Origin of the sequence: Pseudomonas putida, from assembly GCF_028682455.1 — a bacterium.
Taxonomy (GTDB): Bacteria; Pseudomonadota; Gammaproteobacteria; order Pseudomonadales; family Pseudomonadaceae; genus Aquipseudomonas; species Aquipseudomonas putida_AA.
Genome location: NZ_JANHLD010000001.1, coordinates 1,165,546 through 1,191,049, shown reverse-complemented (window position 1 = coordinate 1,191,049; position 25,504 = coordinate 1,165,546). Strand labels below are relative to the sequence as shown.

At 64.3% G+C, this 25,504-nt stretch carries 24 protein-coding genes; 12 read left to right on the top strand and 12 right to left on the bottom strand.

All coding sequences use genetic code 11. From position 1 onward, the window contains the following. Positions 1-99 precede the first annotated feature (99 nt). The gene (zapE, locus tag NPS58_RS05790) at positions 100-1,212 is read left to right on the top strand and encodes a cell division protein ZapE (RefSeq protein ID WP_425313023.1); all 1,113 of its coding nucleotides are present in this window, start codon (positions 100-102) and stop codon (positions 1,210-1,212) included. A gap of 21 nt (positions 1,213-1,233) precedes the next feature. On the opposite strand, the gene NPS58_RS05785 is transcribed toward zapE, so the two are convergent. From NPS58_RS05785 to NPS58_RS05770, 4 genes are all read right to left on the bottom strand, one after another. Next, positions 1,234-3,123, bottom strand: a complete 1,890-nt coding sequence (locus NPS58_RS05785; RefSeq protein ID WP_274114344.1) for a propionyl-CoA synthetase — start codon at positions 3,121-3,123, stop codon at positions 1,234-1,236. A 266-nt stretch (positions 3,124-3,389) separates the two neighbouring features. After that, complete coding sequence (locus NPS58_RS05780; RefSeq protein ID WP_274114342.1) at positions 3,390-4,097, bottom strand: YebC/PmpR family DNA-binding transcriptional regulator; 708 nt, start codon at positions 4,095-4,097, stop codon at positions 3,390-3,392. A 95-nt stretch (positions 4,098-4,192) separates the two neighbouring features. Beyond that, the gene (locus tag NPS58_RS05775; RefSeq protein WP_274114340.1) at positions 4,193-5,584 is read right to left on the bottom strand and encodes an FAD-dependent oxidoreductase; all 1,392 of its coding nucleotides are present in this window, start codon (positions 5,582-5,584) and stop codon (positions 4,193-4,195) included. A 20-nt stretch (positions 5,585-5,604) separates the two neighbouring features. Further along, positions 5,605-6,921 (bottom strand): MFS transporter, encoded by a 1,317-nt coding sequence (locus NPS58_RS05770; protein WP_274114338.1) that lies wholly within the window; start codon positions 6,919-6,921, stop codon positions 5,605-5,607. A 281-nt stretch (positions 6,922-7,202) separates the two neighbouring features. Here NPS58_RS05770 and NPS58_RS05765 point away from each other — a divergent pair, with 281 nt between their 5' ends. After that, positions 7,203-8,072, top strand: a complete 870-nt coding sequence (locus NPS58_RS05765; RefSeq protein ID WP_274114336.1) for a LysR family transcriptional regulator — start codon at positions 7,203-7,205, stop codon at positions 8,070-8,072. 87 nt (positions 8,073-8,159) lie between these two features. Here NPS58_RS05765 and NPS58_RS05760 read toward each other — a convergent pair whose 3' ends face one another. Both NPS58_RS05760 and NPS58_RS05755 read right to left on the bottom strand, forming a co-directional pair. After that, a complete protein-coding gene (locus NPS58_RS05760; protein WP_274114334.1) occupies positions 8,160-9,443 on the bottom strand; it encodes a Zn-dependent hydrolase in 1,284 nt (427 codons plus the stop codon). Between the two features lie 42 nt (positions 9,444-9,485). Beyond that, on the bottom strand, positions 9,486-10,973 hold the full coding sequence (locus tag NPS58_RS05755) for an NCS1 family nucleobase:cation symporter-1 (RefSeq protein WP_274114332.1): 1,488 nt from the start codon (positions 10,971-10,973) through the stop codon (positions 9,486-9,488). Positions 10,974-11,319: 346 nt separating this feature from the next. On the opposite strand from NPS58_RS05755, the gene hydA reads away from it, so the two are divergent. The 3 genes from hydA to preA all read left to right on the top strand — a co-directional run bounded on the left by hydA (position 11,320) and on the right by preA (position 15,509). Next, positions 11,320-12,765 carry a dihydropyrimidinase gene (gene hydA / locus NPS58_RS05750; RefSeq protein ID WP_274114330.1) on the top strand — a complete coding sequence of 482 codons (1,446 nt, stop codon included), beginning with the start codon at positions 11,320-11,322 and terminating at the stop codon, positions 12,763-12,765. 102 nt (positions 12,766-12,867) lie between these two features. Then, positions 12,868-14,235, top strand: a complete 1,368-nt coding sequence (locus NPS58_RS05745; protein WP_274114328.1) for an NAD(P)-dependent oxidoreductase — start codon at positions 12,868-12,870, stop codon at positions 14,233-14,235. Further along, entirely contained in the window at positions 14,232-15,509 is a 1,278-nt protein-coding gene (gene preA, locus NPS58_RS05740) for an NAD-dependent dihydropyrimidine dehydrogenase subunit PreA (protein WP_274115366.1), read from the top strand. Before NPS58_RS05745 ends, preA begins: the two co-directional genes overlap by 4 nt. Positions 15,510-15,575: 66 nt before the next feature. Here the strand turns inward: preA and NPS58_RS05735 are convergent, their stop codons facing one another. Then, complete coding sequence (locus NPS58_RS05735; RefSeq protein WP_274114327.1) at positions 15,576-16,205, bottom strand: LysE family translocator; 630 nt, start codon at positions 16,203-16,205, stop codon at positions 15,576-15,578. Positions 16,206-16,347: 142 nt separating this feature from the next. Between NPS58_RS05735 and NPS58_RS05730 the strand changes: the two genes are divergently transcribed. Beyond that, positions 16,348-16,713 (top strand): DUF2784 domain-containing protein, encoded by a 366-nt coding sequence (locus NPS58_RS05730; protein ID WP_274114325.1) that lies wholly within the window; start codon positions 16,348-16,350, stop codon positions 16,711-16,713. Here NPS58_RS05730 and tam read toward each other — a convergent pair. After that, positions 16,694-17,458, bottom strand: coding sequence for a trans-aconitate 2-methyltransferase (gene tam, locus NPS58_RS05725; RefSeq protein ID WP_274114323.1), 765 nt, complete (start codon positions 17,456-17,458; stop codon positions 16,694-16,696). The two genes, NPS58_RS05730 and tam, sit on opposite strands and share 20 nt — an antisense overlap. 126 nt (positions 17,459-17,584) lie before the next feature. Between tam and NPS58_RS05720 the strand changes: the two genes are divergently transcribed. Then, complete coding sequence (locus NPS58_RS05720; RefSeq protein ID WP_274114321.1) at positions 17,585-18,064, top strand: GNAT family N-acetyltransferase; 480 nt, start codon at positions 17,585-17,587, stop codon at positions 18,062-18,064. Positions 18,065-18,070: 6 nt separating this feature from the next. Here NPS58_RS05720 and NPS58_RS05715 read toward each other — a convergent pair whose 3' ends face one another. Next, the gene (locus tag NPS58_RS05715) at positions 18,071-18,691 is read right to left on the bottom strand and encodes a TetR/AcrR family transcriptional regulator (protein ID WP_274114319.1); all 621 of its coding nucleotides are present in this window, start codon (positions 18,689-18,691) and stop codon (positions 18,071-18,073) included. Positions 18,692-18,852: 161 nt separating this feature from the next. Between NPS58_RS05715 and dkgB the strand changes: the two genes are divergently transcribed. Then, positions 18,853-19,656 (top strand): 2,5-didehydrogluconate reductase DkgB, encoded by an 804-nt coding sequence (dkgB, locus tag NPS58_RS05710; RefSeq protein WP_274114317.1) that lies wholly within the window; start codon positions 18,853-18,855, stop codon positions 19,654-19,656. Here the strand turns inward: dkgB and NPS58_RS05705 are convergent. Then, positions 19,653-19,907: a DUF2790 domain-containing protein gene (locus NPS58_RS05705; protein WP_274114316.1), complete on the bottom strand. Its 255-nt coding sequence runs from the start codon at positions 19,905-19,907 to the stop codon at positions 19,653-19,655. The two genes, dkgB and NPS58_RS05705, sit on opposite strands and share 4 nt — an antisense overlap. Before the next feature lie 167 nt (positions 19,908-20,074). Here NPS58_RS05705 and NPS58_RS05700 point away from each other — a divergent pair, with 167 nt between their 5' ends. Together NPS58_RS05700 and NPS58_RS05695 are read left to right on the top strand one after the other, a co-directional pair. Beyond that, on the top strand, positions 20,075-21,517 hold the full coding sequence (locus NPS58_RS05700; RefSeq protein ID WP_274114314.1) for a PLP-dependent aminotransferase family protein: 1,443 nt from the start codon (positions 20,075-20,077) through the stop codon (positions 21,515-21,517). Between the two features lie 90 nt (positions 21,518-21,607). Then, complete coding sequence (locus NPS58_RS05695) at positions 21,608-22,045, top strand: carboxymuconolactone decarboxylase family protein (RefSeq protein ID WP_274114312.1); 438 nt, start codon at positions 21,608-21,610, stop codon at positions 22,043-22,045. Between the two features lie 206 nt (positions 22,046-22,251). Here NPS58_RS05695 and NPS58_RS05690 read toward each other — a convergent pair whose 3' ends face one another. Together NPS58_RS05690 and NPS58_RS05685 are read right to left on the bottom strand one after the other, a co-directional pair. Continuing rightward, the gene (locus tag NPS58_RS05690) at positions 22,252-22,908 is read right to left on the bottom strand and encodes a CoA transferase subunit B (RefSeq protein WP_274114310.1); all 657 of its coding nucleotides are present in this window, start codon (positions 22,906-22,908) and stop codon (positions 22,252-22,254) included. Between the two features lie 36 nt (positions 22,909-22,944). After that, the gene (locus tag NPS58_RS05685) at positions 22,945-23,643 is read right to left on the bottom strand and encodes a CoA transferase subunit A (protein WP_045183840.1); all 699 of its coding nucleotides are present in this window, start codon (positions 23,641-23,643) and stop codon (positions 22,945-22,947) included. Positions 23,644-23,780: 137 nt separating this feature from the next. Between NPS58_RS05685 and NPS58_RS05680 the strand changes: the two genes are divergently transcribed. Continuing rightward, entirely contained in the window at positions 23,781-24,686 is a 906-nt protein-coding gene (locus NPS58_RS05680; RefSeq protein WP_274114308.1) for a LysR family transcriptional regulator, read from the top strand. After that, positions 24,674-25,501: an aldo/keto reductase gene (locus NPS58_RS05675; RefSeq protein WP_274114306.1), complete on the top strand. Its 828-nt coding sequence runs from the start codon at positions 24,674-24,676 to the stop codon at positions 25,499-25,501. Before NPS58_RS05680 ends, NPS58_RS05675 begins: the two co-directional genes overlap by 13 nt. The last annotated feature ends 3 nt before the right edge of the window (positions 25,502-25,504 follow it).

Genomic DNA, 25,504 nt, shown 5'->3' with positions numbered 1-25,504 from the left:
CCGGGCAAGGGAGCGCTGGCCGACGCTGCCGCGATTGGTTAAATTAGCCGCGCTCGCTCAAGCCGGTCCTTGAGTCCCCAAGCCCTCAAGGAGCCCTGTTTGTTGACTCTGCTGCCTTCCTGGATACGTTCTTTACGCCCCTTTCGCCGCCCCCGGGTTGCCCCGCAAAAGGGTGACAGCGGCATTGCCGGTACCGTTCGTCAGCATTTCAATGAAAAGGCATCAGCCCAGGGCTACACCCTGAGCCAGGGCCAGCTGGCAGTCATCGAGCACATGGCCAGCCAGGCCGCCCTGATCGGCAGCAGCGAGGCGCGCAGCCTGTACCTGTATGGCGAAGTCGGACGTGGCAAAAGCTGGCTGCTCGATGGCTTCTTCCAAGTCCTGCCCCACGCTCACAAAAAGCGCCTGCACTTTCACAACTTCTTCGCCCACCTGCACCAGGGCATGTTCGACCATCGCCACCAGGACGATGCCCTGGCCTGCACGCTCGATGAGTTGCTCGGGACGTGCCAGGTGCTGTGTTTCGATGAATTCCATGTGCACGACATCGGCGACGCCATGCTCATCACCCGCCTGTTCCAGGCGTTGTTCGCGCGGCGGATCTTTCTCCTGGTGACTTCCAACTACACCCCCGAAGGCCTATTGCCCAATCCGCTCTACCACCAGCGTTTCGAGCCTGTCATCCGCCTGATCAACAGCCAGATGCAGGTACTTGAGGTCGGTGGCGAGCAGGACTACCGCAACCTGCCCACCCATGCCAGCCAACAACGCTTCACCCAGGGACATTACTTGTGGCCGGGCAGCCCTGTGCAGCGCCAGGCACTGCGCTTGCCGCCCATGGGCGATACGCCGGTCAGCATTACGGTGGGCAAGCGGGTATTGTCGGCCCGGATGAGCCAGGGAGGCACGGTAGGGTTCGATTTCGCCGAGCTCTGCGAACAGCCCACGGCGGTCATCGACTACCTGGCGCTGGCGCAACGCTTCGACCACTGGATCATCGACCGCCTGCCACGCCTGGAAGACTGCTCGATCGCCGCGCAGCAACGCTTCATCAACCTGGTGGATGTGCTCTATGACCAGGACAAGCACCTGGTACTGATTGGCACGGCGCCGCTGGCGCAGAGCCTGGGCGGCACGGCCAGCGACCTGGCGCGTACCCGCAGCCGCCTGGGCCAGCTCCAGCAGCCACAGGCATCGGCCTGCCCGGCCTGACTGCCGGGCAGGCCGAGCGCTTCAACCCGCCCGGGCGAGGCTGGCCAGTACCGCTTCGATTTCCCCCAGTACCGCTGGATCGTCCAGGGTCGAGGGCGGCGTATAAGGCTGCTGGTCGGCGATCTTGCGCAGTACTGCGCGCAGGATCTTGCCGGAGCGGGTCTTGGGCAGGCGCTTGACCACCCGCACCCGGTTGAAGCATGCCAGGGCACCGATCTGCTCGCGCACACTGGCCACCAGCTCGCTCTGCAGGGCGGCCTCGCTGATGCCCTGGCCGTCCTTGAGCACCACCAACGCCAATGGCACCTGCCCCTTGATCTCGTCATGCACGCCAATCACCGCGCATTCGGCCACGGCCGGGTGACGCGCCACCAGGTCTTCCATTTCGCCGGTGGACAGGCGATGGCCCGAAACGTTGATCACGTCATCGGTGCGTCCCATGATGTAGACAAAGCCGTCTTCGTCCAGATAGCCGCCGTCGCCGGTGTGGTAGTAGCCGGGATAGGCAGTGAGGTAGGCGTCCAGGTAACGCTGGTGGTCGCCCCACAGGGTCTGGCTGCAACCGGGCGGCAACGGCAGGGCAATCACAATGGCGCCCTGCTGGTTGGCGTCGAGCAGGTGGCCGTCATCGTCCAGCACCCGCACGTGGTACCCCGGCACCGCACGGTTGCTCGAGCCCGGTCGTGCCGCACACCCGTCAAGCCCGACACACGGCGCGGTCACCGGCCAGCCGGTCTCGGTCTGCCACCAATGGTCGTGGACGGTCTTGCCACTGGTGGCTTCCAGCCATTGATGAGTGCTGGAGTCGAGCTTCTCGCCGGCCAGGAACAGTTGGCGCAGGGAACTCAGGTCATAGCGCTGCAGCAGCGCGCCCTCGGGGTCTTCCTTGCGAATCGCGCGCATGGCCGTGGGCGCGCAGAACAAGCCGTTGACCCGGTATTGCTCCACCACCCGCCAGTAGGCACCGGCATCCGGGGTGCGGATCGGCTTGCCCTCGTAGAACACCGTGGTGCAGCCGTTCATCAATGGCCCGTAGACGATCAGCGAGTGACCCACCACCCAGCCGACATCGGAGATGCCCCACCACACGTCACCCGCCTGCATCCCATAGATATGGCGCATGGCAAAGCCCAGGGCCACGGCATTCCCGCCGTTCTCGCGGACGATACCCTTGGGTTTGCCGGTGGTGCCGGAGGTATACATGATGTACAGCGGGTCGGCGGCAGCCAGCTCGACCGGCGCCACGGGGCTGGCTCCAGCCACCGCCGCCTGCCAGTCCAGGTCGCGGCCTTCGATCAGGTTTGCCTCGGCTTGCGGGCGTTGTAGCACCAGCACCTGGCGCGGTTGGTGCCTGGCCAGTTGCAGCGCGCGATCGACCAGCGGCTTGTATTCGATGACCCGGTCGAACTCCAGCCCGCAGGAGGCCGTCAGCAACAGGGTGGGTCGCGCATCGTCGATGCGCAGGGCCAGCTCGTTGGCGGCAAAGCCGCCGAACACCACCGAGTGCACCGCGCCGATACGGGCGCAGGCCAGCATCGCCATGGCCGCCTGGGGCACCATCGGCATGTAGATGATCACTCCATCGCCCTTCTCGACGCCCAGCGCACGCAGCAACCCGGCCAGGCGCGCCACTTCGTCGCGCAACTGCGTATAGGTGAACGATTGCTGGCTGCCGGTTACCGGCGAGTCGTAGATCAGCGCCGTCTGCTCGCCGCGGCCTTGCTCGATCTGATGATCCAGGGCCAGGTAGCAACTGTTCAGGCGCCCGTCGGCAAACCACTGGTGGGTGCCATCGGCGTTTTCACTGAGGGTATTGAGCGGCTTGCGATACCAGGCCAAACGATCGGCCTGCTCGGCCCAGAAAGTGGCGGGGTCGGCAATGGAGTGGGCGTAGCTGTGCTGATAAGTCATCGTTACTGAACCCTGGGCTTGTTGTTATTAAAAAGGGCGAATAACGATTATGGCCATCAACGGCCCGGGTGCCAGGCGACTTAAGTCTCATCGGACATGCACAAATGCAGGGTGGGGAAATATCGGCCCGCCACCGGTGCTGGCAGGCACGGGCCTGCCCCGCGAGAGGCCAGTACAGCCTGCACTTTCGGGGCTGCCCGAACTACGACCGCTTCGCGGCCGATCGCGGAGCAAGCCGCTCCCACATCCACGGGAGCGGCAGCAAATTACCCGGCCAGACCTACATAAACGTTCTGCACATCATCGTTGTCGTCGATGGCATGCAAGAACGCCTCGACCTCGGCCATCTGCTCATCGCTCAAGCCGCTGACCGGGTTCTTCGGGGTATAACCGATCTTCGCCGAACTCACGGTGAAGCCAAACTCCGGCAGGGCCTTCTGCACGGCATCCAGGTCGGTGGTGTCAGTGATGAACAGGGTCGAACCCTCTTCTTCACCTTCCTCGAAATCCTGCGCACCCGCTTCGATCGCCGCCATTTCCGGATCAGCTTCCGCGCTGGCCGGCGCCGCCTCGATCAAGCCGACATGGTTGAAGTCCCAGGCCACCGAACCCGAAGCACCCAACTGGCCCTTGCGAAACAGCACGCGAATCTGCGCCACGGTGCGGTTGACGTTGTCGGTCAGGCACTCGACGATCAGCGGCACCTGATGCGGGGCAAAGCCTTCATAGGTCACCAGGGTGTACTGCACCGCATCGCCATCCAGGCCTGCACCCTTGCGGATCGCCCGCTCCAGGGTCTCGCGGGTCATGGAGGCTTTCTTGGCCTGCTCGATCGCCAGGCGCAAGCGCGGGTTCATGTCCGGGTCGGCACCGGACTTGGCAGCGATCTGGATCTCTTTGGACAGCTTGCCCATGATCTTGCCCTTGGCGTTGGCTGCTGCTTCTCTATGCTTGGCTTTCCACTGTGCGCCCATCTCGACTCTCTTGTTTCAGGTGCCGGTTCAGGTAGCGACCGGCAAAGTGGGTGCAGTTTATACATCCTCGTTGTGGCAATCGACAAAAAAACTGCTCAGGCCTTGTCGGCCTTGCCCGCCGCAGCGGCAAAGCGGGCCAGGCGCACATCCAGGCGCCGCGGCCGGTGCCCGTGGTCCTCGGCCTGCTCCTTGCGACGAATGGCGTTGCGCACCATCAGTGAGCCCAGGTAACGGATGGGTTCGGGCGGAAAGTATCCCAGCGGGCCATTGACCAGCGGGGAACGGGTCCAGGGGTTGTCCAGGCCCAGCACCAGCGACGACAGGATCTGCCCGCCCATGTGGCACGGGCCCACGCCACTGCCCGAATAGCCAAAGCCGTAGAACACATTGCCCTGGGCACCGAGCTTGCCGAAGAACGGAAGGCCGGTGACGGAACGGTCCGAGGGGCCATTCCAGGTGGCCGCCACCGGGACCTGGGCAAGGCTTGGGAAAAACTCGCCCAGGCTGCGGCGCAGCAGCCCTTCATAGGGCGACGGCTGGTCGAATACCGGCAGCATCCGCCCGCCGTAGGCAAAGGTATTGCCACCCTTGCCGAGCATCAGCCGGCCATCGCTGGTGTTGTGGTAGTAATGCACGAAAATCCGCGAGTCGAGCACGCTGATGCCGCTGGTCAATCCCATCTGGCGCAGCAGGTCGGGCCGGGGCTCGGTGATGATCATGTCGCTGGAGACAATCGCCACGCTGCGCTCGAACTGCGGGAAGGCCCGCGCCATCCAGGCATTGAGCGCCAGCACCACGCGGTCGGCACGCACTGCGCCCCGGGTGGTCTCGACCACCGCCTGCGGCCCTTCCTGCAGGCCGGTCATGGCGGTGCCTTCGTGAATACGCACGCCCTTTTGCAAGGCAACCCGGCGCAAGCCGCGCACCAGCTTGCCCGGTTGCACCGTGGCCGCTGCCGGGGAGAACCAGCCTTCCAGGTGCTTGGCCGAACCTGCCAGGCGCTGCACCTGCTCCACCGGCAAGCGCTGGAAAGAATTGATGCCCTGGCGCTCCAGGGCGGCGATCACGCCATCGGTGGCGCCCATCTGGGCGCGGTTGGTGGCGGTGTAGAGGGTACCGTCCAGGCGGTAGTCGGCGTCGATGCCATGCGCGCGGCAGAAATCGCCGATGGCATGGATGCTCTGCTCCGACGCCTGCACCAGGCGCACCGCTTCCTGCAGGCCGAACAGTCGTTCGAGGGTGAAGAACTTGGCCGACCACGACAACGCACAACCACCGTTGCGCCCACTGGCCCCGGCGCCGCAGATGTCGGCTTCGATCAGCACGACGTCCAGGGCCGGGTTCTGTTCCTTGAGCATCAGCGCGGTCCACAGCCCGGTGTAGCCACCGCCGACGATGCACACATCAGCACGAGTGTCGGCGGTCAGGGGTGGGCACGCGGGCGCATCTTCCTGATCCAGCGCCTGTTGCAGCCAGAAGGGTCTCATGGTCGGGTTCCTCGAAAGTTTCAGGTACGCAGGGGTTTTATGGCCATGGCGGTGTTGGGCGCAACCGCCGGGGTATGCTCGGCCGTGGCCGGTCGGCTGTTCCAGTGCGGCACCAGTACCAGCGCCGAGAACAGGGCGCAGCCAGCAAACACGATGAACACCGTGACGCCGTCGAAGTAGCCTGGCAGCAGGCCACCGAGGATCGCCCCCACCGAACCGCAGCCATTGACGAAGCCCGCTGCCGTGGCGCCGGCCTTGGCCGTGCCGAAGTCGATGGCGGCCGCGCCGCTGATCATCGAGTCCGGTCCGTACAGGGTCAGGCCCATGACGAACAGCAAGGCCACCACCAGTATCACGCTGCCGCTTTGCATCGCGCCCATGAACAGCGCCAGCACCACGGTGAGCACCAGCAGGCTGATGACACAGGCTGGCATGCGCCGGGCTCCGAAGAGCTTATCGGAAGCCAGGCCGATCATGATCGGGCCCAGCAAACCGGCCAGTTCGAAAGCGGTAGGGATAATCGCCGCCCCCACCTTGCCCACCGAGGGCATCTGCTCGAAGACGATCACCGGGCCCCACAACAAAATGGCGTAGCGCGCCGGCTTGAGCATGAAGTAGGCAAGGCCCAGGGTCAGCACCGTACGGTTGCGCAGGATCTCGCGCAGTGGCGCCCACACGCTGCAGATCGTATTGCCGGGCACCATGCTTTCAGGTTCCGGGTCTACTGCCGGCAGGCCGACGTCTTCAGGCTTGTTGCGCTGCAGGAAGAAGAACAGCACGGCCACCACTGCCACCACGGCGGCACTGGAGAAAAACGCCGCATGCCAGCTGCCGATCAGGGTGTAGGCCCACCACCCCGCGAACGGTGACGCCACCAGGCCGCCGAAGGCATAGCATGAGCTCCACAGCCCCAATACCCGCCCGCGCTGCGACGAGGGAAAGAAGCTGCCGATGTTCTTGCACAACCCCGCCCAGCCGGTGGATTGCGCCAGGCCCTGGACCAGCATGCAGGTTGCGAAGATCGGGAAGGTGGCGTAGCTGCCCATGACCAGGGCGGCGGCCGCCGAGATGATCAGGCCGCCCAGCACCACCACCCGTGGGCCGAAGCGGTCGGCGAGCATGCCCCAGGTGAACTGCCCTACCGCATAGGCGGCGAGGTAGATGGCATCGAGGTTGGCCATGGCCATTTTGTCGAGGGTAAAGCTTGGGTCTTCGCCGATGCCGAGCTTGGCCACCGAAAAGGCTTTGCGGGTGAAATAGAACGCAGCGTAGGCAATCCAGGTAATGGCAAAGATCTGCACGCGCCAACGCTTTATATCTGCACTGTATTTGTTCATGGTGACTCTGACCTCGGAGCTTGAGTGTGCCGGCAGAATTTTTAAAAAACGCCTGTGTTGTTCTTGTGTTGCGCACTGCGTGACGACCGGTCAGGGTCGACACCTGGTCAGATGGAACCTGGAGCATGCGGGTATTGTTATGCGTTGTCAGCCAGGCCCATGACCCGTTGGTCACTGCAAGAGACGCACCGGGCTGAAGGAGATCAAATCAATTACTGACTGATAAATAAAATCGATTTATCGTATTTCACAAATAAGCTCAGCTTGTAACAGGTGCAGCGATGTCGGTTTCCCACGCGCAGTTGAAAGCCTTCCATGCCGTTGCCGTGCACGGCAGCTTTACCCGTGCCGCCGAACGGTTGTTTCTGACCCAGCCGGCGATCTCCGATCAGGTGCGAAAACTGGAGGAACGCTTCGGGGTGTTGCTGTTTCACCGCAACAAGCGTTCGGTGCAGTTGACCGACCTGGGCGAGCGTCTGCTGGCCATCACCCAGCGCTTGTTCGTGTGCGAGGCCGAGGCCCACGAACTGCTCCAGGACTCACGCGCGCTGCAGACCGGCACCCTGGTGCTGGCCGTGGATGCGCCCGTGCACGTACTGCCGCAGATCGCCCAGTTCTGTCAGCAGTACCCCGGCATCCACATCAAGATCGAGACGGGCAATACCGACGAATCGCTGCTGCGACTGTTCAACTATCAGGCCGACCTGGCGCTGCTCGGTCGCGACGTCGACGACGAACGCCTGCTCTGCGTGCCGATGCGCAGCGATCCGATGGTGGCGTTCGTGTCCCACAACCACCCCTGGGCCAGCCGTGGCTCGATCAGCCTGGCCGACCTCGATGACACGCCAATCGTGCTGCGCGAGCCGGGCTCGGTGACCCGCCAGACCCTTGAGGAAGAAATGCAGCGAGCGGGCCTGCGCATCCGCCCGGCGATCCAGGTCGAGGGTCGCGAGGCCGCGCGGGAAGCCGTGGTGGTGGGGATCGGCGTAGGGGTGGTGTCGGCGGCCGAGTTCGGCGCCGATGCGCGGGTCTGTGCGTTGCCGATTGTCGATTGCCAGCGGCGGCTGACCGAAACGCTGGTGTGCTTGCGTGAGCAGAGTTCGCGGCGATTGGTGGCGACGTTTTTGCAGATGGTACGAGACAGCCTTTGATAGCGCCCTCGCGGGCAAGCCCGCTCCCACCGGCGATCGCAAAATCTTCGCTGGGAGCGGGCTTGCCCCGCGATTGAATCCCGGGCCCTACGCCGCCTCCCTGCCCCGCGCCACTGCCTGGGCCGCTGCCAACATCGCGCGCAACAGCACCGCGCAGCCATCGGCCAGGTCCTCGGGCGCCGCATTCTCGATTTCGTTGTGGCTGATCCCGCCCTCGCACGGCACGAAGATCATCCCCGCCGGCCCCAGCTCGGCCAGGAAGATCGCGTCATGCCCGGCGCCACTGACGATGTCCATGTGCGACAGCCCCAGGCCCTGCGCCGCGCTGCGTACCGCCTCGACACACCCCTGCTCGAAATACAGCGGCGCAAAGTCGGCCGTCGGTGTCAGGGTGTGGCCCAGGCCATGCTGCTCGCAGGTGCTGGCAATCACGCCCTTGACCTGGGCGATCATCGAGTCCAGCCGTGCAGGCTCCAGGTGACGGAAGTCCAGGGTCATGCGCACCTCGCCGGGGATCACATTGCGCGAGCCCGGATAGACCTGCAGGCAACCCACCGTGCCACACGCATGGGGCTGGTGCTCCAGGGCCACGCGGTTGACCGCCGCCACCACCGCACTGGCGCCCACCAGGGCATCCTTGCGCAGGTGCATCGGGGTCGGCCCGGCATGGGCCTCGACGCCGCGCAGGGTCAGGTCGAACCACTTCTGGCCAAGCGCGCCGAGCACCACGCCGATGGTCTTGCGCTGGTCCTCGAGGATCGGCCCCTGCTCGATGTGCGCCTCGAAATACGCCCCCACCGGATGGCCACTGACCGCGCGCGGCCCGGCATAGCCGATGGCGTTCAGTGCCTCGCCGACGGTGATGCCCTCGGCATCGGTCTTGGCCAGGGTCTCGGCCAGGGTGAATTTTTCGGCGAACACCCCCGACCCCATCATGCATGGCGCAAAGCGCGAGCCCTCCTCGTTGGTCCACACCACCACCTCGAGCGGCGCCTCGGTCTCGATCTTCAGGTCATTGAGGGTGCGCATCACCTCAAGCCCGGCCAGTACCCCGAAGCAACCGTCGAACTTGCCGCCGGTGGGCTGGGTGTCGATATGGCTGCCGGTCATCACCGGCGGCAGTTGCGGGTTGCGCCCCGGGCGGCGGGCAAAGATATTGCCCACGCCGTCGATACTCACCGTGCAGCCCGCCTCCTGGGTCCATTTGACAAACAGGTCGCGGGCCTGGCGGTCCAGGTCGGTCAGGGCCAGGCGGCACACACCGCCTTTGACCGTGGCGCCCAGCTGGGCCAGGTCCATCAGTGACTGCCAGAGCCGCTCGCCGTTGATATGCCGCAAGCTCGATTGCAGAACGTCCTGTGTGCTTTGCATGGGTTACCTCCATCAGGTGCCTGGCCTCTGTGGGCCATGGCGTTACACAGTGGGTTTGAAGCTGGCCGTGCGCGCCGCCTTGAGCGTGCCCAGGGCGTAGTAGATCAAGCCCCCAAGGGCCGAGCCGGTGAACCAGCCAAAGTCGTAGAACCAGCTGAAAGCCTGGCTTTGCAGCGACAGCAGGGTCAGCGCCACCGGCACACCGAAGGCGATGAAGCCGGCGACGTTCCAGGCCGGGTAGACGTCGTCCCGGTACAGGCCGGCCAGGTCCAGGGTCTGCCTGCGAATCAGGAAGTAGTCCACCACCATGATCCCGGCAATCGGCCCCAACAGGCTCGAGTACCCCAGCAGCCAGTTGGAATAGACGCTTTCAAGGCTTACATCGCTGACGATCCAGCCGAGCTTTTTCAGCAGCTCGTGACCCATCAGCAGCAAGCCGACCAGGCCGGTCAGCAGCACCGCCGTGGTTCGCCCGATCCACTTGGGTGCCAGGTTCTGGAAGTCATTGGTGGGCGACACGATGTTCGCTGCGGTGTTGGTCGACAGCGTGGCGATGATGATCAGCGCCATGGCCAGGGCCACCCACATCGGGCTCTGGATATGCCCGATCAGGTTGACCGGGTCGGAGACAGTCTCGCCCACCAGCGAGGTGGAAGCTGCGGTGAGCACCACGCCCAGGGCGGCAAACAGGAACATGGTCAGCGGCAGGCCGAATATCTGTCCCAGGATCTGGTCTTTCTGGCTCTTGGCGTAGCGGCTGAAGTCGGGAATGTTCAACGACAGGGTCGCCCAGAACCCCACCATCGCCGTCAGCCCGGCAAAGAAGTAGCCATACACACTGGCGCCTTCGGGGCGTTTGGGCGGCTGCGCCATCAGCTCGCTGATCGACACGTTGGGCAAGGCCCACACCAGCAGGCCGGCGCCCACCAGCACCAGCAAGGGGGCGGACAGGGTCTCGAGCCACTTGATCGACTCCGCGCCCCGTAGCACCACCCAGAGGTTGAGGCACCAGAACAACATGAAACCGATCACCTCGCCGGTTCCGCCCAGGGCTTTCCAGTCCGCTGACAGCGAGCCGAGGAACAAGTGAATGGCAAGCCCGCCGAACATCGTCTGGATACCGAACCAGCCACACGCCACCAGGGCGCGGATCAGGCATGGCACGTTGGAGCCAATGATGCCGAATGAGGAGCGCAGCAATACCGGGAAGGGAATGCCGTACTTGGTGCCGGGAAAGGCATTGAGGGTCAGCGGTATCAGCACCACGGTGTTGGCCAGCAGGATCGCCAGCAAGGCCTCGCCCACCGTCAACCCGAAGTAGGCGGTGAGCACCCCGCCGAGGGTATAGGTCGGCACGCAGATCGACATGCCGACCCACAGTGCGGTGATATGCCATTTGTTCCAGGTGCGGTCGTGCACCTTGGTCGGGGCGATGTCGTGGTTGTAGCGCGGGCTGTCGAGAACGTCGCTGCCGGCCTCGAGTTCATATAAGCCGTCGCGCTCGCTCACTTGCGATCTGGTCTGCTGCATGGCCGCTCCACTGTTGTTGTGTTTTTTGCTCATCCGCAGGATGGCTGGAGTACTTGCACGGGCATTGCGGGCAATCACGGGTGCCCATGTGAAATCTTGACCATTTCCACAACCTGTCAAGAACGACAGGACCACTGGTCGTTTTCCCAGTCGACCAATAAATTGATTAAACCGTTAAAAATCAAATTATTATGATGTTTATAAGCTTATTTATTAATTATTTGCCCTATCCATAATCGCCGACTAGATTCATTTCCTGTCAGCGATGACAGGTTTTTGACCTACGCTGTCATGAGTACAAAACCTAGAACCGGTAACAACCGGTCAAGCCTGCGAGGAGCATCTGATGACGCTTTTGATTCGTGGCGCCACCCTGATTACCCATGAGGAAAGTTATCGCGCCGACGTGCTCTGTGCCGACGGGGTGATCAAGGCCATCGGCACCAACCTCGAGATTCCCACCGGCTGCGAAATACTCGATGGCAGCGGCCAGTACCTGATGCCCGGCGGCATCGACCCCCACACCCATATGCAGTTGCCTTTCATGGGCACCGTGGCCAGCGAGGATTTCTACAGCGGCACCGCGGCAGGCCTTGCCGGCGGTACCACCTCGATCATCGACTTTGTGATCCCCAACCCGCAGCAGTCGCTGCTCGAAGCCTTTCACCAATGGCGCGGCTGGGCCGAGAAGTCGGCCTCCGACTACGGCTTTCATGTCGCCATTACCTGGTGGAGCGAGCAGGTACGCGAGGAAATGGGCGAGCTGGTCAGCCAGCACGGCATCAACAGCTTCAAGCACTTCATGGCCTACAAGAACGCGATCATGGCCGCCGACGACACCCTGGTCGCCAGCTTCGAGCGCTGCCTGGAACTAGGCGCAGTGCCCACCGTGCATGCCGAGAACGGCGAGCTGGTCTATCACCTGCAACGCAAGCTGATGGCCGAGGGCATCACCGGGCCCGAGGCGCATCCGCTGTCGCGCCCCTCGCAAGTGGAAGGCGAAGCGGCCAGCCGCGCCATCCGCATTGCCGAAACCCTGGGCACACCGGTGTACCTGGTGCATGTGTCCACCCGCGAAGCGCTCGACGAAATCAGCTATGCCCGCGCCAAGGGCCAGCCGGTCTACGGTGAAGTGCTGGCCGGGCACCTGCTGCTCGACGACAGTGTCTACCGCCACCCCGACTGGCAGACGGCCGCCGGGTACGTGATGAGCCCGCCGTTCCGGCCGCGCAAGGACGGCCACCAGGAAGCGCTGTGGGGCGGCCTGCAATCGGGCAACCTGCACACCACCGCCACCGACCACTGCTGCTTCTGCGCCGAGCAGAAAGCCGCCGGGCGCGATGACTTCAGTCGCATCCCCAACGGCACCGCCGGCATCGAGGACCGCATGGCCGTGCTCTGGGACGAGGGGGTGAACAGCGGCAAGCTGTCGATGCAGGAATTCGTCGCGCTGACCTCCACCAACACCGCGAAGATCTTCAACCTGTTCCCGCGCAAGGGCGCCCTGCGCGTGGGCGCCGATGCCGACCTGGTGCTCTGGGACCCGCAAGGCACCCGGACCATCTCGGCAGCCACCCACCATCAGCAGGTGGACTTCAACATCTTCGAAGGCAAGACCGTGCGGGGCATCCCCAGCCATACCATCAGCCAGGGCAAGCTGGTCTGGGCCAACGGTGACTTGCGCGCCGAGCGCGGTGCCGGGCGCTACATCGAGCGTCCGGCGTACCCGGCGGTATTCGACCTGCTGAGCAAGCGCGCCGAGCATCTGCGTCCGACTGCCGTGAAACGCTGAAGCTGTAGGAGCGGGCTTGCCCCGCGATGCGATGTGACTGGACGATCGCTATCGCGGGGCAAGCCCGCTCCTACACAGAACAATAAAAAAGAGGAAACCACCGTGATCGATTCCCTCAACCACCTCCCCCGACCAGCCGCCGACAACGCCACCCTGGCCGAGCAGTTCAGCGACCTCGCCCCCCCGCTCAACGCCCGCCAGGCAGCGCTCGAAGCCTCGCGCTGCCTGTACTGCTACGACGCGCCCTGCGTCAATGCGTGCCCCAGCGATATCGACATCCCCTCGTTCATTCGCAACATCCACCAGGAGAACGTCCAGGGCGCGGCGCAGAAAATCCTCGAGGCCAATATCCTCGGCGGCAGCTGCGCGCGGGTGTGCCCCACCGAAATCCTCTGCCAGCAAGCCTGCGTACGTAACCATCACCAGGAATGCGCCCCGGTGCTGATCGGCCAGTTGCAGCGCTACGCCCTGGACCACGCCGAGTTCGCCGAGCATCCGTTCCAGCGCGCGGCCAGTACCGGCAAGCGCATTGCCGTGGTCGGCGCCGGGCCTGCCGGGTTGTCGTGCGCCCATCGCCTGGCCTGGCACGGCCATGACGTGGTGATCTTCGAGGCCCGGCCCAAGGCCGGTGGCCTGAACGAATACGGAATCGCCAAGTACAAGGTGGTCGACGACTTCGCCCAGCGTGAAGTGGACTTCGTGATGCAGATCGGCGGCATCGAGATCCGTCATGACCAGGTGCTGGGCAAGAACCTGAGCCTGGCCGATCTGCAGCAACAGTTCGACGCGGTGTTCCTCGGCCTTGGCCTCAACGCCAGTCGCCAGCTGGGCCTGGCCGACGAAAGTGCCCCGGGCCTGCTGGCCGCCACCGACTACATCCGTGAACTGCGCCAGGCCGACGACCTCGGCGCCCTGCCCCTGGCCGATCGCTGCATTGTGCTCGGTGCCGGCAACACCGCCATCGACATGGCGGTGCAGATGGCCCGTCTCGGTGCCCGCGATGTCAACCTGGTGTACCGCCGTGGCACCGAGGACATGGGCGCCACCGAACACGAACAGCACATCGCCAAGGACAACCAGGTGCGCCTGCTGACCTGGGCCCAGCCCGAACAGGTATTGCTCGACGACCAGGGCCGGGTGCGCGGCATGCGCTTTGCCCGTACGCGGATGGTCGAGGGCCGCCTGCAGACCACCGGGGAAACCTTCGAACTGGCCGCCGATGCGATCTTCAAGGCCATAGGCCAGGCCTTCGACGACCAGGCCTTGAGTGACGCCAGCGCCCAGGCCCTGGCCCGCGATGGCGAACGCATCCGTGTCGACGAACAGATGCGCACCAGCCTGCCCGGGGTGTATGCCGGCGGCGACTGTACCCACCTGGGCCAGGACCTGACCGTCCAGGCCGTGCAGCACGGCAAGCTGGCCGCCGAGGCCATCCATGCCCAACTGATGCTCAATGTGGAGGCTGCATAATGGCTGACCTGTCGATCGAATTCGCTGGCATCAAGGCGCCCAACCCGTTCTGGCTGGCCTCCGCCCCGCCCACCGACAAAGCCTACAACGTGGTCCGTGCCTTCCAGGCCGGCTGGGGTGGCGTGGTCTGGAAAACCCTCGGTGAAGACCCGGCCGCGGTCAACGTGTCGTCACGCTACTCGGCCCACTACGGCGTCAACCGCGAGGTCATGGGCATCAACAACATCGAGCTGATCACCGACCGCTCGCTGGAAATCAACCTGCGCGAAATCACCCAGGTGAAAAAGGACTGGCCCGACCGCGCGCTGATCGTGTCGTTGATGGTGCCGTGCGTCGAGGAGTCCTGGAAAGCCATCCTGCCCCTGGTGGAGGCCACCGGTGCCGACGGCATCGAGTTGAACTTCGGTTGCCCCCACGGCATGCCCGAGCGCGGCATGGGAGCGGCGGTGGGCCAGGTACCGGAGTACGTCGAGCAGGTCACCCGCTGGTGCAAGACGCACTGCTCGCTGCCGGTCATCGTCAAGCTCACCCCCAACATCACCGACATCCGCCAGTCTGCCCGTGCCGCGCACCGTGGCGGCGCCGATGCGGTGTCGCTGATCAATACCATCAACTCGATCACCAGCGTCGACCTCGAGCGCATGGTCGCCCTGCCGATTGTCGGCGACATGAGCACCCACGGCGGCTATTGCGGTTCTGCGGTCAAGCCGATCGCCCTGAACATGGTCGCCGAGATCGCCCGCGACCCGGCCACCCGCGGCCTGCCGATCTGCGGTATCGGCGGCATCGGCAGCTGGCGCGATGCCGCCGAGTTCGTCGCCCTGGGCTGCGGGGCCGTGCAGGTGTGCACCGCCGCCATGCTGCATGGCTTTCGCATCGTCGAAGACATGAAGGACGGGCTCTCGCGCTGGATGGACAGCCAGGGCTACCGCAGCCTGCAGGACTTCAGCGGCCGCGCCGTGGGCCATACCACCGACTGGAAGTACCTGGACATCAACTACCAGGTGATCGCCCGGATCGACCAGGATGCCTGCATCGGCTGCGGCCGTTGCCACATCGCCTGCGAAGACACCTCGCACCAGGCCATCGCCAACCTCAAGCAGGCCGACGGCAGCCACCGCTACGAGGTGATCGACGCCGAGTGCGTGGGCTGCAACCTGTGCCAGATCACCTGCCCGGTGGAGGACTGCATCGAGATGGTGCCGCAGGACACTGGCAAGCCGTTTCTCGACTGGCAGCACGACCCGCGCAACCCCTACCGCGAAGCGTCCTGAAGCGCGGGCATGCAGGTGAGGTAAACGACGAGGGAGGCTCACTGAGCCTCCCTCGTCGTTGTGCTGTCAGTGCAGGTCGTTGCGTCGGTACAGGCTCAGGCCGACCGCCAGGGCCGCGAGCATGCCGGCACAACTGCGGTTGATCCACTGCATGGTGCGCACCGAAAACCGGCGCATGGCATGCCGGCCGCCGTAGGCATACACCGCCATCATCACCCCGTCCAGCGCGGCGCTGGTGATTGCCAGCACCAGGTACTGCTCGGCCACCGGTTGGTCCGGGCGGATGAACTGCGGCAAAAAGGCCGAGAAAAACAGCAGGCCCTTGGGGTTGGACAGGCCCACGAACAAGGCACGCAGGAACGCCGAGCGGCCAGTGGCCCCGGCATTCACCGGCACACGTTCAAGGGCATGGCCCGGCGCCCGCCAGAGTACCCAGGCCAGGTACAGCAGGTACACGGCGCCCACCCACTTGACCAGGCTGAACAGCTGCTCGGAAGCCTGCAACAAGGCCCCCAGGCCGCAACCGACGGCACCGATCAGCAGCAGGTCCGACAGCATCGCCCCGGCCATGCCGAAACCGGCCACGCGCATACCGTGGGAGGCGCCATTGTTGAGGGCCAGGAGCATGGCCGGGCCGGGGGTGATCATCACCGCGCTGGCAGCGATGACGTAGAGCAACAGCGTGGATGCATCCATGGCAGGTTCCGCGGGCAGAAAACCACCAGAATGCCTGCAAGGCGTCGCCATCACAACGCCTGTGATCGAGCGGCACGGCGCCAGCAACGAATACTTCTATGATGGTGCGTAGGCACATTCAACACGCAAGGACCCCCTAGCCATGCTCTACCGCCTGGGCGCCGATGGACTGGTGCTGTTTCATCTGCTGTTCATCGTGTTCGTGCTGCTGGGCGGCCTGCTGCTGCTCAAGTGGCGCGGCGCAATCTGGTGGCACCTGCCGGCGATGTGCTGGGGCATCGCCGTGGAGTTCCTGCACCTGCCCTGCCCCCTCACCGACTGGGAAAACAGCCTGCGCCAGGCAGCCGGCATGGCAGGTTATGCGGGCGGTTTCGTCGAGCACTACATCTGGCCGATCATCTACCCTGCCGGCCTCACCCCGGGCATCCAGTGGGTGCTCGGGGGCGTGGTGGTGCTGGTCAATGCACCGGTCTACCTGTGGGTGTGCTTCAGCGCGTGGCGACGATGAACAGGCGTGGGAATGGCAACAGCACCTTGCCATCGGCTGCCGCCGGGTAGTCGTGTTCCATGGCCTGCAGGTACAGCTGGAGAAAGTCTGCCTGTTCCTGCTCGTCCAATGCAGCCAGGTAAGGGCGCAGGGCCGAGCCCTTGAACCACTCCACCACCGCCTGCGCGCCGCCCATCAACGGGTGGTAGTAGGTGGTACGCCACACATCCACCTGGCTACAGTGCGGGCTGAGCACGTCGTAGTAAAAGGCGGCGCTGTGCCGAGGCGGATGCTTGATCGCGCCGATCTTGTCGGCCCAGGGGCCACGGCTGGCGATCTCCCGCGCCTGGCGGTGGGCCGGCTCGTCGAAGTTGTCGGGAGTCTGGATGGCCAGGCTGCCGCCTTCGGTCAATTGCCTGGCCAGGTGCGGATACAGCAGCGCGTGATCGGGCAACCACTGCAGCGAGGCATTGGCCAGGATCACGTCCATGCCTTCGGGCGCGGTCCAGGTGCCGATATCCCCCAGTTCGAACTCGATGCCCTGCAAGCGCTGGCGGGCGGCGGCGAGCATGTCCCTGGAGCTGTCCAGGCCGGTGACGGCTGCCTCGGGATAACGCTCGGCCAGCACCTGGGTCGAATTGCCCGGGCCGCACCCCAGGTCGATGGCCGTGCGGATCGCCCGTTGCGGCAGTGCGGCCACCAGGTCGCGCACCGGCCGGGTGCGTTCGTTCTCGAAAGTGCTGTATTGCTCGGCTGACCAGGTCATTGCAGGGTCCTTGTAGTAGCGGGCTTGCCCCGCGAAGCCGATCCAACCATCACATCATATCGCCGGTCAAGCCCGCGTCTGTCTTGTTAAGATAAACGCCCTTACCAGCCCCCACGGACGCCTGCCATGACCTTGCACATTCGCCCTGCCCGACGCGAAGACGCTGCCCGGATTCTCGCCTTCATCACTGAACTGGCCGACTACGAACGTGCCCGCCACGAAGTGATCGCCTCGGTGGAGGATGTCGAACGCACCCTGTTCGACGACGGCGCCAAGGCCCTGAGCCTGATCTGCGAACGCGACGGCGTGGCCATTGGTTATGCGGTGTACTTCTACAGCTACTCGACCTGGCTGGGGCGCAACGGCATCTACCTCGAAGACCTGTACATCACCCCGGAACAACGCGGCGGCGGTGCGGGCAAGACCTTGCTGCGCCACATCGCCCGGGAAGCCTGCGACAACGACTGCGGGCGCCTGGAGTGGAGCGTACTGGACTGGAACGAACCGGCGATCCAGTTCTACCGCTCGCTGGGCGCGCAACCGCAGGATGAGTGGGTGCGCTACCGCCTGGAAGGCGAAGGCCTCAAGGCCTTCGCAGGCCGATAACCGCCCCTACGGTTCCAGCCCGATTCCGCGCAGGATCACACTGGTCACCGTCTGCACCGCCCGCTCGAACTGCAGGTCGGAGAGCGGCTGGTGATCGTTGAGCAGCCCTACCTGGTGGCTGAAGTCCGCATAGTGCTGGGTCGACGCCCAGATCATGTACAGCAGCCCCGACGGCTCCACCGCGAGGATCCGGCCATCCTCGATCCACTGGCGGATCTTGGCTTCCTTCATCTTCGCCCATCCATAGAGCGGATCATCCAGCGCCGCGCCAAGGTTCGGCGCACCATGAATGATCTCGTTGGCCCAGACCTTGGAGCCATATGGCCGGGTCCGCGAATGGATCATCTTGGCGCGGATATAGCTGGACAGCACGATACGCGGATCATCGTAGAGTTCGAAGCACAAGGCATCCTGCTTCCACACCTCGAGCAGGCCGAACAACACCGCCTGGTACAGCTCGGCCTTGGTGCTGAAGTAGTAGTGCACATTGCTGCGCGGCAACTGCGCCGCCTCGGCGATATCGGCCATGGCCGTGCCGGCGAAACCTTTTTCGGCAAAGACCTGTTCGGCCGCCAGGAGGATGTTGTCAACATTGCGTTGACGAATGCTGAGCTTGTGCCGGGTCATGACCAGATCCATTGCGACTGACCTGGCAAGGCTACCACCAGGCTTGGCGGATTCGTGCGTCGCAGGCAAAAAAGTTGTGTTGTAACGGGGATTTTTCCCACGCTATACAGTCGCAATACTGCACGCCTCATGTGCAACCGCCCTTTCCAAGGAGCCTCTTTATGTCTATTCCCCTGCTGGGCCTCGGTACTTTCCGCCTCAAGGACCAGGTCGTGATCGACTCGGTCAGTCAGGCCCTGGCCCTGGGTTACCGCGCCATCGATACCGCACAGATCTATGGCAACGAAGCCGAGGTCGGCCAGGCCGTGGCCGCCAGTGGCCTGCCCCGTGACCAGCTGTTCCTGACCAGCAAGATCTGGACGGAAAACCTGGCGGCCGACAAGCTCATCCCGAGCCTCAAGGACAGCCTGAGCAAGCTGCGCACCGACTACCTGGACCTGACCCTGATCCACTGGCCGTCACCCAAGGGCGCGGTGCCGGTCGCCGAGTTCATGGGCGCCCTGGAAGAAACCCGGGCCCAGGGCCTGACCCGCCAGATCGGTGTGTCCAACTTCACTATCGACCTGCTGCGCCAGGCCATCGCGGTGGTCGGCAAGGAAGCCATCGCCACCAACCAGATCGAACTGCACCCCTACCTGCAGAACCGCACCCTGGTCGAATTCATGCGCAACCAGGGCATCGCCGTGACCTCGTACATGACCCTGGGCTACGGCAAGGTCCTGCAAGACCCAGTGATCCAGCAGATCGCCGGGCAGCACAACGCCACCCCGGCGCAGGTGACCCTGGCCTGGGCGATGCAACAGGGCTATGCGGTAATCCCATCCTCGACCCGCCGCGAAAACCTGGCCGGCAACCTCAAGGCCCGCGAACTGACCTTGAGCGACGATGACATGGCACGCATCGCCACGCTGGACAGCGGCCTGCGCTTGACCAACCCCGAAAGCCTGGCACCGGCCTGGGACTAATCGTGGTCGCTGCAGGCCTGCGCCAGCTTCAGGTACTGCAGGGTGTGTTGCTGGCCCGCCGAGTCGACATAGACCATGCGGGCCTGCACCACATCGCAAAGTTCGGTGGCGGGCTCGCTCATGTCGAGCACCTGGGCAATGTCCAGCGGCATGCCGTAGTGGTAGACAGCCGTTGGGGTATCGGCTTGGGCGGTAGCGGTCAGCAACAGGCCAAGGCTCAAGCCCAGGCCCGACAGAGTTCGCAGGTACATGGCGACGCTCCTGTTCGAGTGCAAGAGGTTCACCGGTGTGCCGGAGAACCCCGACCCTTAAAGTGTGGCGTGCCATTGGCCGGGCGTCGGTCCAGGGGATCAACGGCAGGTGCGGGGTAAATCGGTTACTCTCGGCGTCAGTCAACTGCGCGTGGATTCACCCCAGCATGGAACTTCATATCAGCCTGCACGGCAGCAAGGGCCTGGCCGAGCAGCTCTACCGACAACTGCGCGACGGTATCGACAGCGGCCGCCTGGCAGCCGGCACCCAGTTGCCGCCCACACGGCTGCTGGCCGAACAACTGGGGGTATCGCGCAAGACCGTGGCCGAAGCCTATTCACGCCTGACCTACGACAACCTGCTAAGCGGCAAGGTGGGCAAGGGTACCTTCATCACCCCTGCCCCCACCCAGGCACCGACACCCGCACCCTCCATTGCCCTGGCCAGCGCCCAGGCCCTGGAAAAATGGCTGGCCCGGGCCAATCCGCTGGCCGACATGCGCTCGGCCACCCTGCGTTACGACTTCATCGGCGGTGCCTCGAGCAAGGGCCAGTTCCCCTTCGACGACTGGCGCCGTTGCAACCAGTACGCGCTGCGCCAGATCCGCACCAGCAGCGCCCGCTACGCTGCGCACCAGGGCCTGCCGGAGCTGCGCGAAGCCATCGCCCGGCACATCGCCTTCGCCCGTGGCGTGCGTTGCAGCAACACCGACGTGCTGGTGTGCAATGGCGCCCAGCAGGCCCTGGACCTGATCGCCAGGGTACTGATCGAACCTGGCAGCAAGGTAGCCATGGAAGACCCCGGCTACACCCCGGTGCGCCAGTTGTTCCTGGCCCAGGGCGCCGACCTGCAGTATGTGCCGGTCGACAGCGAAGGCCTGTGCGTCGATCAGATCGCCGACGACACCCGCCTGATCTACGTGACCCCCTCGCATCAGTTCCCGCTGGGCATGCCCATGAGCCAGGTACGTCGCGAGGCCTTGCTGGCGCGCGCGGCGGCCTTGGGCGCGATCATCATCGAAGACGACTACGACAGCGAGTTTCGCTATGAAGGCCGGCCCACCGATTCCTTGCAGAGTATGGACCGTCACGGCCTGGTGGCCTATGTCGGGACATTCTCCAAGACCCTGCTGCCGGAGCTTCGCCTGGGCTACACGATCGCACCGCCGGCACTGCGCGAAGCCCTGTGCATCGCCAAGCAACTGACCGACTGGCACACCCCCACCCTCAACCAGTGGGCGCTGGCGCGGTTCATCAGTGAGGGCTCGCTGCTCAAGCACATCCGCCGCGTGCATGAGGTGTACGCCGCGCGTCGCACGCGGATCGTGCAGCGCCTGCAAGGGGACCTGGCGCCCTGGTTCGAGGTGATTCCGGCCACCGCCGGCTATCACCTCAGTGCCTTGGCCAAGGGCGACCTGGACGTGCAGTTCGTCATCGACATGGCCCGCAAGGTCGAGGTCGGGCTTTACTCGCTCGCCCCCTTCCATGCCCAGGCCCCGGTGCGTTCAGGGCTGCTGATCGGTTTTGGCGCCATCGAACTGCTGGACATCGACCCGGCCCTGGACCGGTTGCGCGATACCCTGCAACGCCTCGACGAATTGGCCTCCTGACATTTGCCGCAATTGGCTATTCGAACCCGGCCGGCGCAGCGCTAAGGTAGTGCCATCGCCGCCCGACGCGGACCTGACTGGAGTAGATCAATGAGCAATCGTATCGAATGGGCCAAACACGCACCCGAAGCCTACAAGGCGATGGTCGGCCTGGAAATGGCCCTGGGCAAATCCGGGCTGGAGAATTCGCTGCTGGAGCTGATCCGCCTGCGCGCCTCGCAAATCAACGGCTGCGCCTACTGCGTCAACATGCACGCCAACGATGCGCGCAAGGCCGGGGAAACCGAAGCCCGCCTGCAGACCCTCAGCGTCTGGGAAGAAACCGCCTACTTCACCCCCCGCGAGCGCGCCGCCCTGGCCTGGACCGAGAGCCTGACCCGCCTGCCCGACCTGCGTGCCCCGGAGCATCAGTACCGTGAACTGCTGGAGCACTTCAGCGAAACCGAAGTGGCCAACCTGACCCTGGCCATCGCCACCATCAACGCCTGGAACCGCTTCGGCGTCGGCTTTGCGATGATCCCCGGCTGAGTCGTCCCCACCACGAAAAACGCCCTGCACTGCAGGGCGTTTTTCGTTGCTGGCAATGCCATCAGCCAGCCGGCGTCGGCATCACCGGTGGCGTGTACTGCAAGGGGATTCCCAGAAACCACGGCAGGAACAGCACCAGCGGGTTGTCTGGAACGGCACGAAGCCCGCTCCCACGGTTGCCCCGTGATGGGGCCCTGTCGAACGACTTAGAACGTCATCTCTTTAACATCATCCGGCACGATCAGCTTACCGGCGGTCTTCTCGATGATCTCTTCAACCGTCACCCCCGGTGCGGTTTCGCGCAGGATGAACGCGCCGTCCTCGATCTCCAGGTAAGCAAGGTCGGTCAGCACCTTGCGGATGCAACCGGCACCGGTCAGCGGCAGGCTGCAGCGTGGCAGCAGCTTGGACTCGCCATCCTTGGAGGCGTGGGTCATGGTGACGATGATGTTGTCGGCACCTGCCACCAGGTCCATAGCCCCGCCCATGCCCTTGACCAGCTTGCCAGGGATCATCCAGGAAGCGATGTTGCCTTCCACGTCCACTTCGAAGGCGCCGAGCACGGTGAGGTCGACATGACCACCACGGATCATGGCGAAGGATTCGGCCGAGCTGAAGATCGACGCGCCACGGCGGGCGGTCACGGTTTGCTTGCCGGCGTTGATCATGTCGGCGTCCAGCTGCGCTTCGGTGGGGAATTCACCCATGCCCAGCAGGCCGTTTTCAGATTGCAGCATCACGTCCATATCGGCCGGGACGTAGTTGGCCACCAGGGTCGGGATGCCGATGCCGAGGTTGACGTAGTAGCCGTCCTTGAGTTCGCGGGCGACGCGCTGGGCCATTTGTTCGCGGGTAAGTGCCATGGTCAGGATCTCTTTGTTGTTCTGTTCGGGGATGGGTCAGGCTTTGAGGGTGCGTTTTTCGATACGCTTCTCGAAGGTGCCGACAATCACCCGGTCGACATAGATACCCGGGGTATGGATCTCGGTGGGCAGCAGCACACCCGGCTCGACGATCTCCTCGACCTCGACCACGGTGATCTTGCCGGCGGTGGCGGCCAGCGGGTTGAAGTTCTGCGCGGTGTTGCGGTACACCACGTTGCCGTAGTGGTCGGCCTTCCAGCCCTTGACGATAGCGAAGTCACCGGTGATGGCTTCTTCGAGGATGTACTTGCGACCGTTGAATTCGCGCACTTCCTTGCCTTCGGCAACCGGGGTGCCGTAGCCGGTGGCGGTGAAGAAGGCCGGGATGCCGGCGCCGCCGGCGCGCATTTTTTCGGCCAGGGTGCCTTGGGGGGTCAGCTCCACTTCCAGCTCGCCGCTGAGCAGCTGGCGCTCGAACTCGGCGTTCTCACCCACGTAGGAGGCGACCATCTTGCGGATCTGGTGATCCTCGAGCAGTACGCCCAGGCCGAAGCCGTCGACGCCGCAGTTGTTGGAGACCACGGTCAGGCCCTTGACGCCACGGCGCTTGATCTCGTTGATGAGGTTTTCAGGAATGCCGCACAAGCCGAAACCACCGGCCAGTACAGTCATGTTGTCGGTCAGGCCTTCAAGGGCCTGTTCATAGGTTGCTACGCGCTTGTCCAGTCCGGCCATGCTGATCCGCCTTTTGTAGTTGTTGAACCGACAGGGGTGCCGGTTAGCGTTTGACGCATCTTCACCCCAATAGACTTATTTGTTAATTTTGTTTTTATGATCATTTGATTAATTTTTCAAAAGAATAGACCACCCCCATGAACGTCAAACAGCTGCGCGCCTTCATCACCGTCGCCAAGTACCAGAGCTTTGCCCAGGCCGGTGAGCACCTGCACCTGTCGCAGCCAGCCCTGAGCCTGACCATCAAGGCCCTGGAAGACAACCTCGGCGGCGCCCTGCTCAGCCGCACCACCCGCAGCGTCAGCCTGACCCCCGAGGGCGAGGTGCTGCTGCCGCTGGCCCGGCAACTGCTGGCCGATTGGGACAACACCGAAGAACTGCTGCGCCAGCGCTTTACTCTGCAACTGGGCCGGGTGGCCATCGCCGCCATGCCGGCCTATGCCGGCAACCTGCTGCCGGCAGCGCTGAAGGTGTTTCGCCAGCGCTACCCGCGGGTCAACGTCACCGTGCACGACGTGATCAACGAACAAGTACTGGAACTGGTGCGCCACCGGCGCGTCGAACTGGGCATCGGCTTCGAACCGGACGCCAGCGAACCGTTGATATTCAAACCGCTGTACCTGGACCGCTTCGTCGCCGTGGTGCCGGCTGATTCGCCCCTGGCGCGACAACAGCAAGTGACCTGGCGCGAACTGCTCGCCGAAGACTTCATCGCCCTGCAGCGCCCTTCGGCGGTGCGCCTGTTGCTGGAGCAGCACCTGGCTGCCGAACACGGCAAGCTGGCGGTGGCCTTCGAGAGCCACCAGCTGTCGACCATCGGCCGCATGGTCGCCAACGGGCTGGGGGTCAGCGCGGTACCGGCGTTGTGCATCGGCCAGATGGAAGAACTCGGCGCGCGCTGCGTCACCCTGGTCGAACCGAGTATCGAACGGCGCATTGGCGTCAGCCTGCTGGCCGACCATAAACTCTCGGCAGCGGCCCAGGCGCTGCTTGAGGTGCTGCAGCAACATTCCCGACTCCAGGAGGTGACATGCGTACAGTAAAGCTTGCCGGCCAACAGGTGCCAGCCATTGGCCAGGGCACCTGGTACATGGGCGAAGACCCGGGCCAGCGCAGCCGCGAAGTGGCGGCCCTGCAACAGGGTATCGAACAGGGCCTGACGCTGATCGACACGGCCGAGATGTATGCCGAAGGCGGCGCCGAACAGGTGGTTGGCCAGGCCATCGCCGGGCGCCGCGACCAGGTCTTCGTGGTCAGCAAGGTCTACCCGCACAACGCCAGCCATGCCGGCGTACCCGCTGCCTGCGAACGCAGCCTCAAGCACCTGGGTACCGACTACATCGATCTCTACCTGCTGCACTGGCGCGGCCAGTACCCGCTGGAAGAAACCGTCGAGGCCTTCGAGCGCCTGCGCGAGGCTGGCAAGATCGGCCGGTGGGGGGTGTCGAACTTCGATGTCGACGACCTGCGCGAACTGCATGAATACAGCAGCCACTGCGCCACCAACCAGGTGCTGTACAACCCGGCCCAGCGCGGCATCGAATTCGACCTGCTGCCCTGGAGCCACAAGCGCCAGCTGCCCACCATGGCCTACTGCCCGCTCGCCCAGGCCGGGCGTTTGCTCAAGCACCCGACCCTGGAAGAGATAGCCGAGCGCCATGGTGCGACCCCGGCGCAGGTGAGCCTGGCCTGGGTGACACGCGAGGACGGCGTGATTGCCATCCCCAAGGCCGTGGACCCAGAACATGTGCGCCTGAATGCGGCGGCAGCCCACCTGGTGCTCAACAGCGAAGATTTGCGCGCCATCGACCGCGCCTTCCCGGTACCGACGCGCAAGCAGCACCTGGCGATGGTTTGAGCT

Coding starts and splice junctions, on each gene's coding strand:
- NPS58_RS05720 (WP_274114321.1), top strand. CDS start 17,585: ATGACCTTGCACATTCGCCCTGCCCGACGCGAAGACGCTGCCCGGATT.
- tam (WP_274114323.1), bottom strand. CDS start 17,458: ATGACCTGGTCAGCCGAGCAATACAGCACTTTCGAGAACGAACGCACC.
- NPS58_RS05695 (WP_274114312.1), top strand. CDS start 21,608: ATGAGCAATCGTATCGAATGGGCCAAACACGCACCCGAAGCCTACAAG.
- hydA (WP_274114330.1), top strand. CDS start 11,320: ATGACGCTTTTGATTCGTGGCGCCACCCTGATTACCCATGAGGAAAGT.
- NPS58_RS05755 (WP_274114332.1), bottom strand. CDS start 10,973: ATGCAGCAGACCAGATCGCAAGTGAGCGAGCGCGACGGCTTATATGAA.
- NPS58_RS05770 (WP_274114338.1), bottom strand. CDS start 6,921: ATGAACAAATACAGTGCAGATATAAAGCGTTGGCGCGTGCAGATCTTT.
- NPS58_RS05730 (WP_274114325.1), top strand. CDS start 16,348: ATGCTCTACCGCCTGGGCGCCGATGGACTGGTGCTGTTTCATCTGCTG.
- NPS58_RS05690 (WP_274114310.1), bottom strand. CDS start 22,908: ATGGCACTTACCCGCGAACAAATGGCCCAGCGCGTCGCCCGCGAACTC.
- NPS58_RS05700 (WP_274114314.1), top strand. CDS start 20,075: ATGGAACTTCATATCAGCCTGCACGGCAGCAAGGGCCTGGCCGAGCAG.
- NPS58_RS05780 (WP_274114342.1), bottom strand. CDS start 4,097: ATGGGCGCACAGTGGAAAGCCAAGCATAGAGAAGCAGCAGCCAACGCC.
- NPS58_RS05680 (WP_274114308.1), top strand. CDS start 23,781: ATGAACGTCAAACAGCTGCGCGCCTTCATCACCGTCGCCAAGTACCAG.
- NPS58_RS05765 (WP_274114336.1), top strand. CDS start 7,203: ATGTCGGTTTCCCACGCGCAGTTGAAAGCCTTCCATGCCGTTGCCGTG.
- NPS58_RS05735 (WP_274114327.1), bottom strand. CDS start 16,205: ATGGATGCATCCACGCTGTTGCTCTACGTCATCGCTGCCAGCGCGGTG.
- NPS58_RS05715 (WP_274114319.1), bottom strand. CDS start 18,691: ATGACCCGGCACAAGCTCAGCATTCGTCAACGCAATGTTGACAACATC.
- NPS58_RS05775 (WP_274114340.1), bottom strand. CDS start 5,584: ATGAGACCCTTCTGGCTGCAACAGGCGCTGGATCAGGAAGATGCGCCC.
- NPS58_RS05685 (WP_045183840.1), bottom strand. CDS start 23,643: ATGGCCGGACTGGACAAGCGCGTAGCAACCTATGAACAGGCCCTTGAA.
- NPS58_RS05705 (WP_274114316.1), bottom strand. CDS start 19,907: ATGTACCTGCGAACTCTGTCGGGCCTGGGCTTGAGCCTTGGCCTGTTG.
- NPS58_RS05760 (WP_274114334.1), bottom strand. CDS start 9,443: ATGCAAAGCACACAGGACGTTCTGCAATCGAGCTTGCGGCATATCAAC.
- NPS58_RS05675 (WP_274114306.1), top strand. CDS start 24,674: ATGCGTACAGTAAAGCTTGCCGGCCAACAGGTGCCAGCCATTGGCCAG.
- NPS58_RS05785 (WP_274114344.1), bottom strand. CDS start 3,123: ATGACTTATCAGCACAGCTACGCCCACTCCATTGCCGACCCCGCCACT.
- dkgB (WP_274114317.1), top strand. CDS start 18,853: ATGTCTATTCCCCTGCTGGGCCTCGGTACTTTCCGCCTCAAGGACCAG.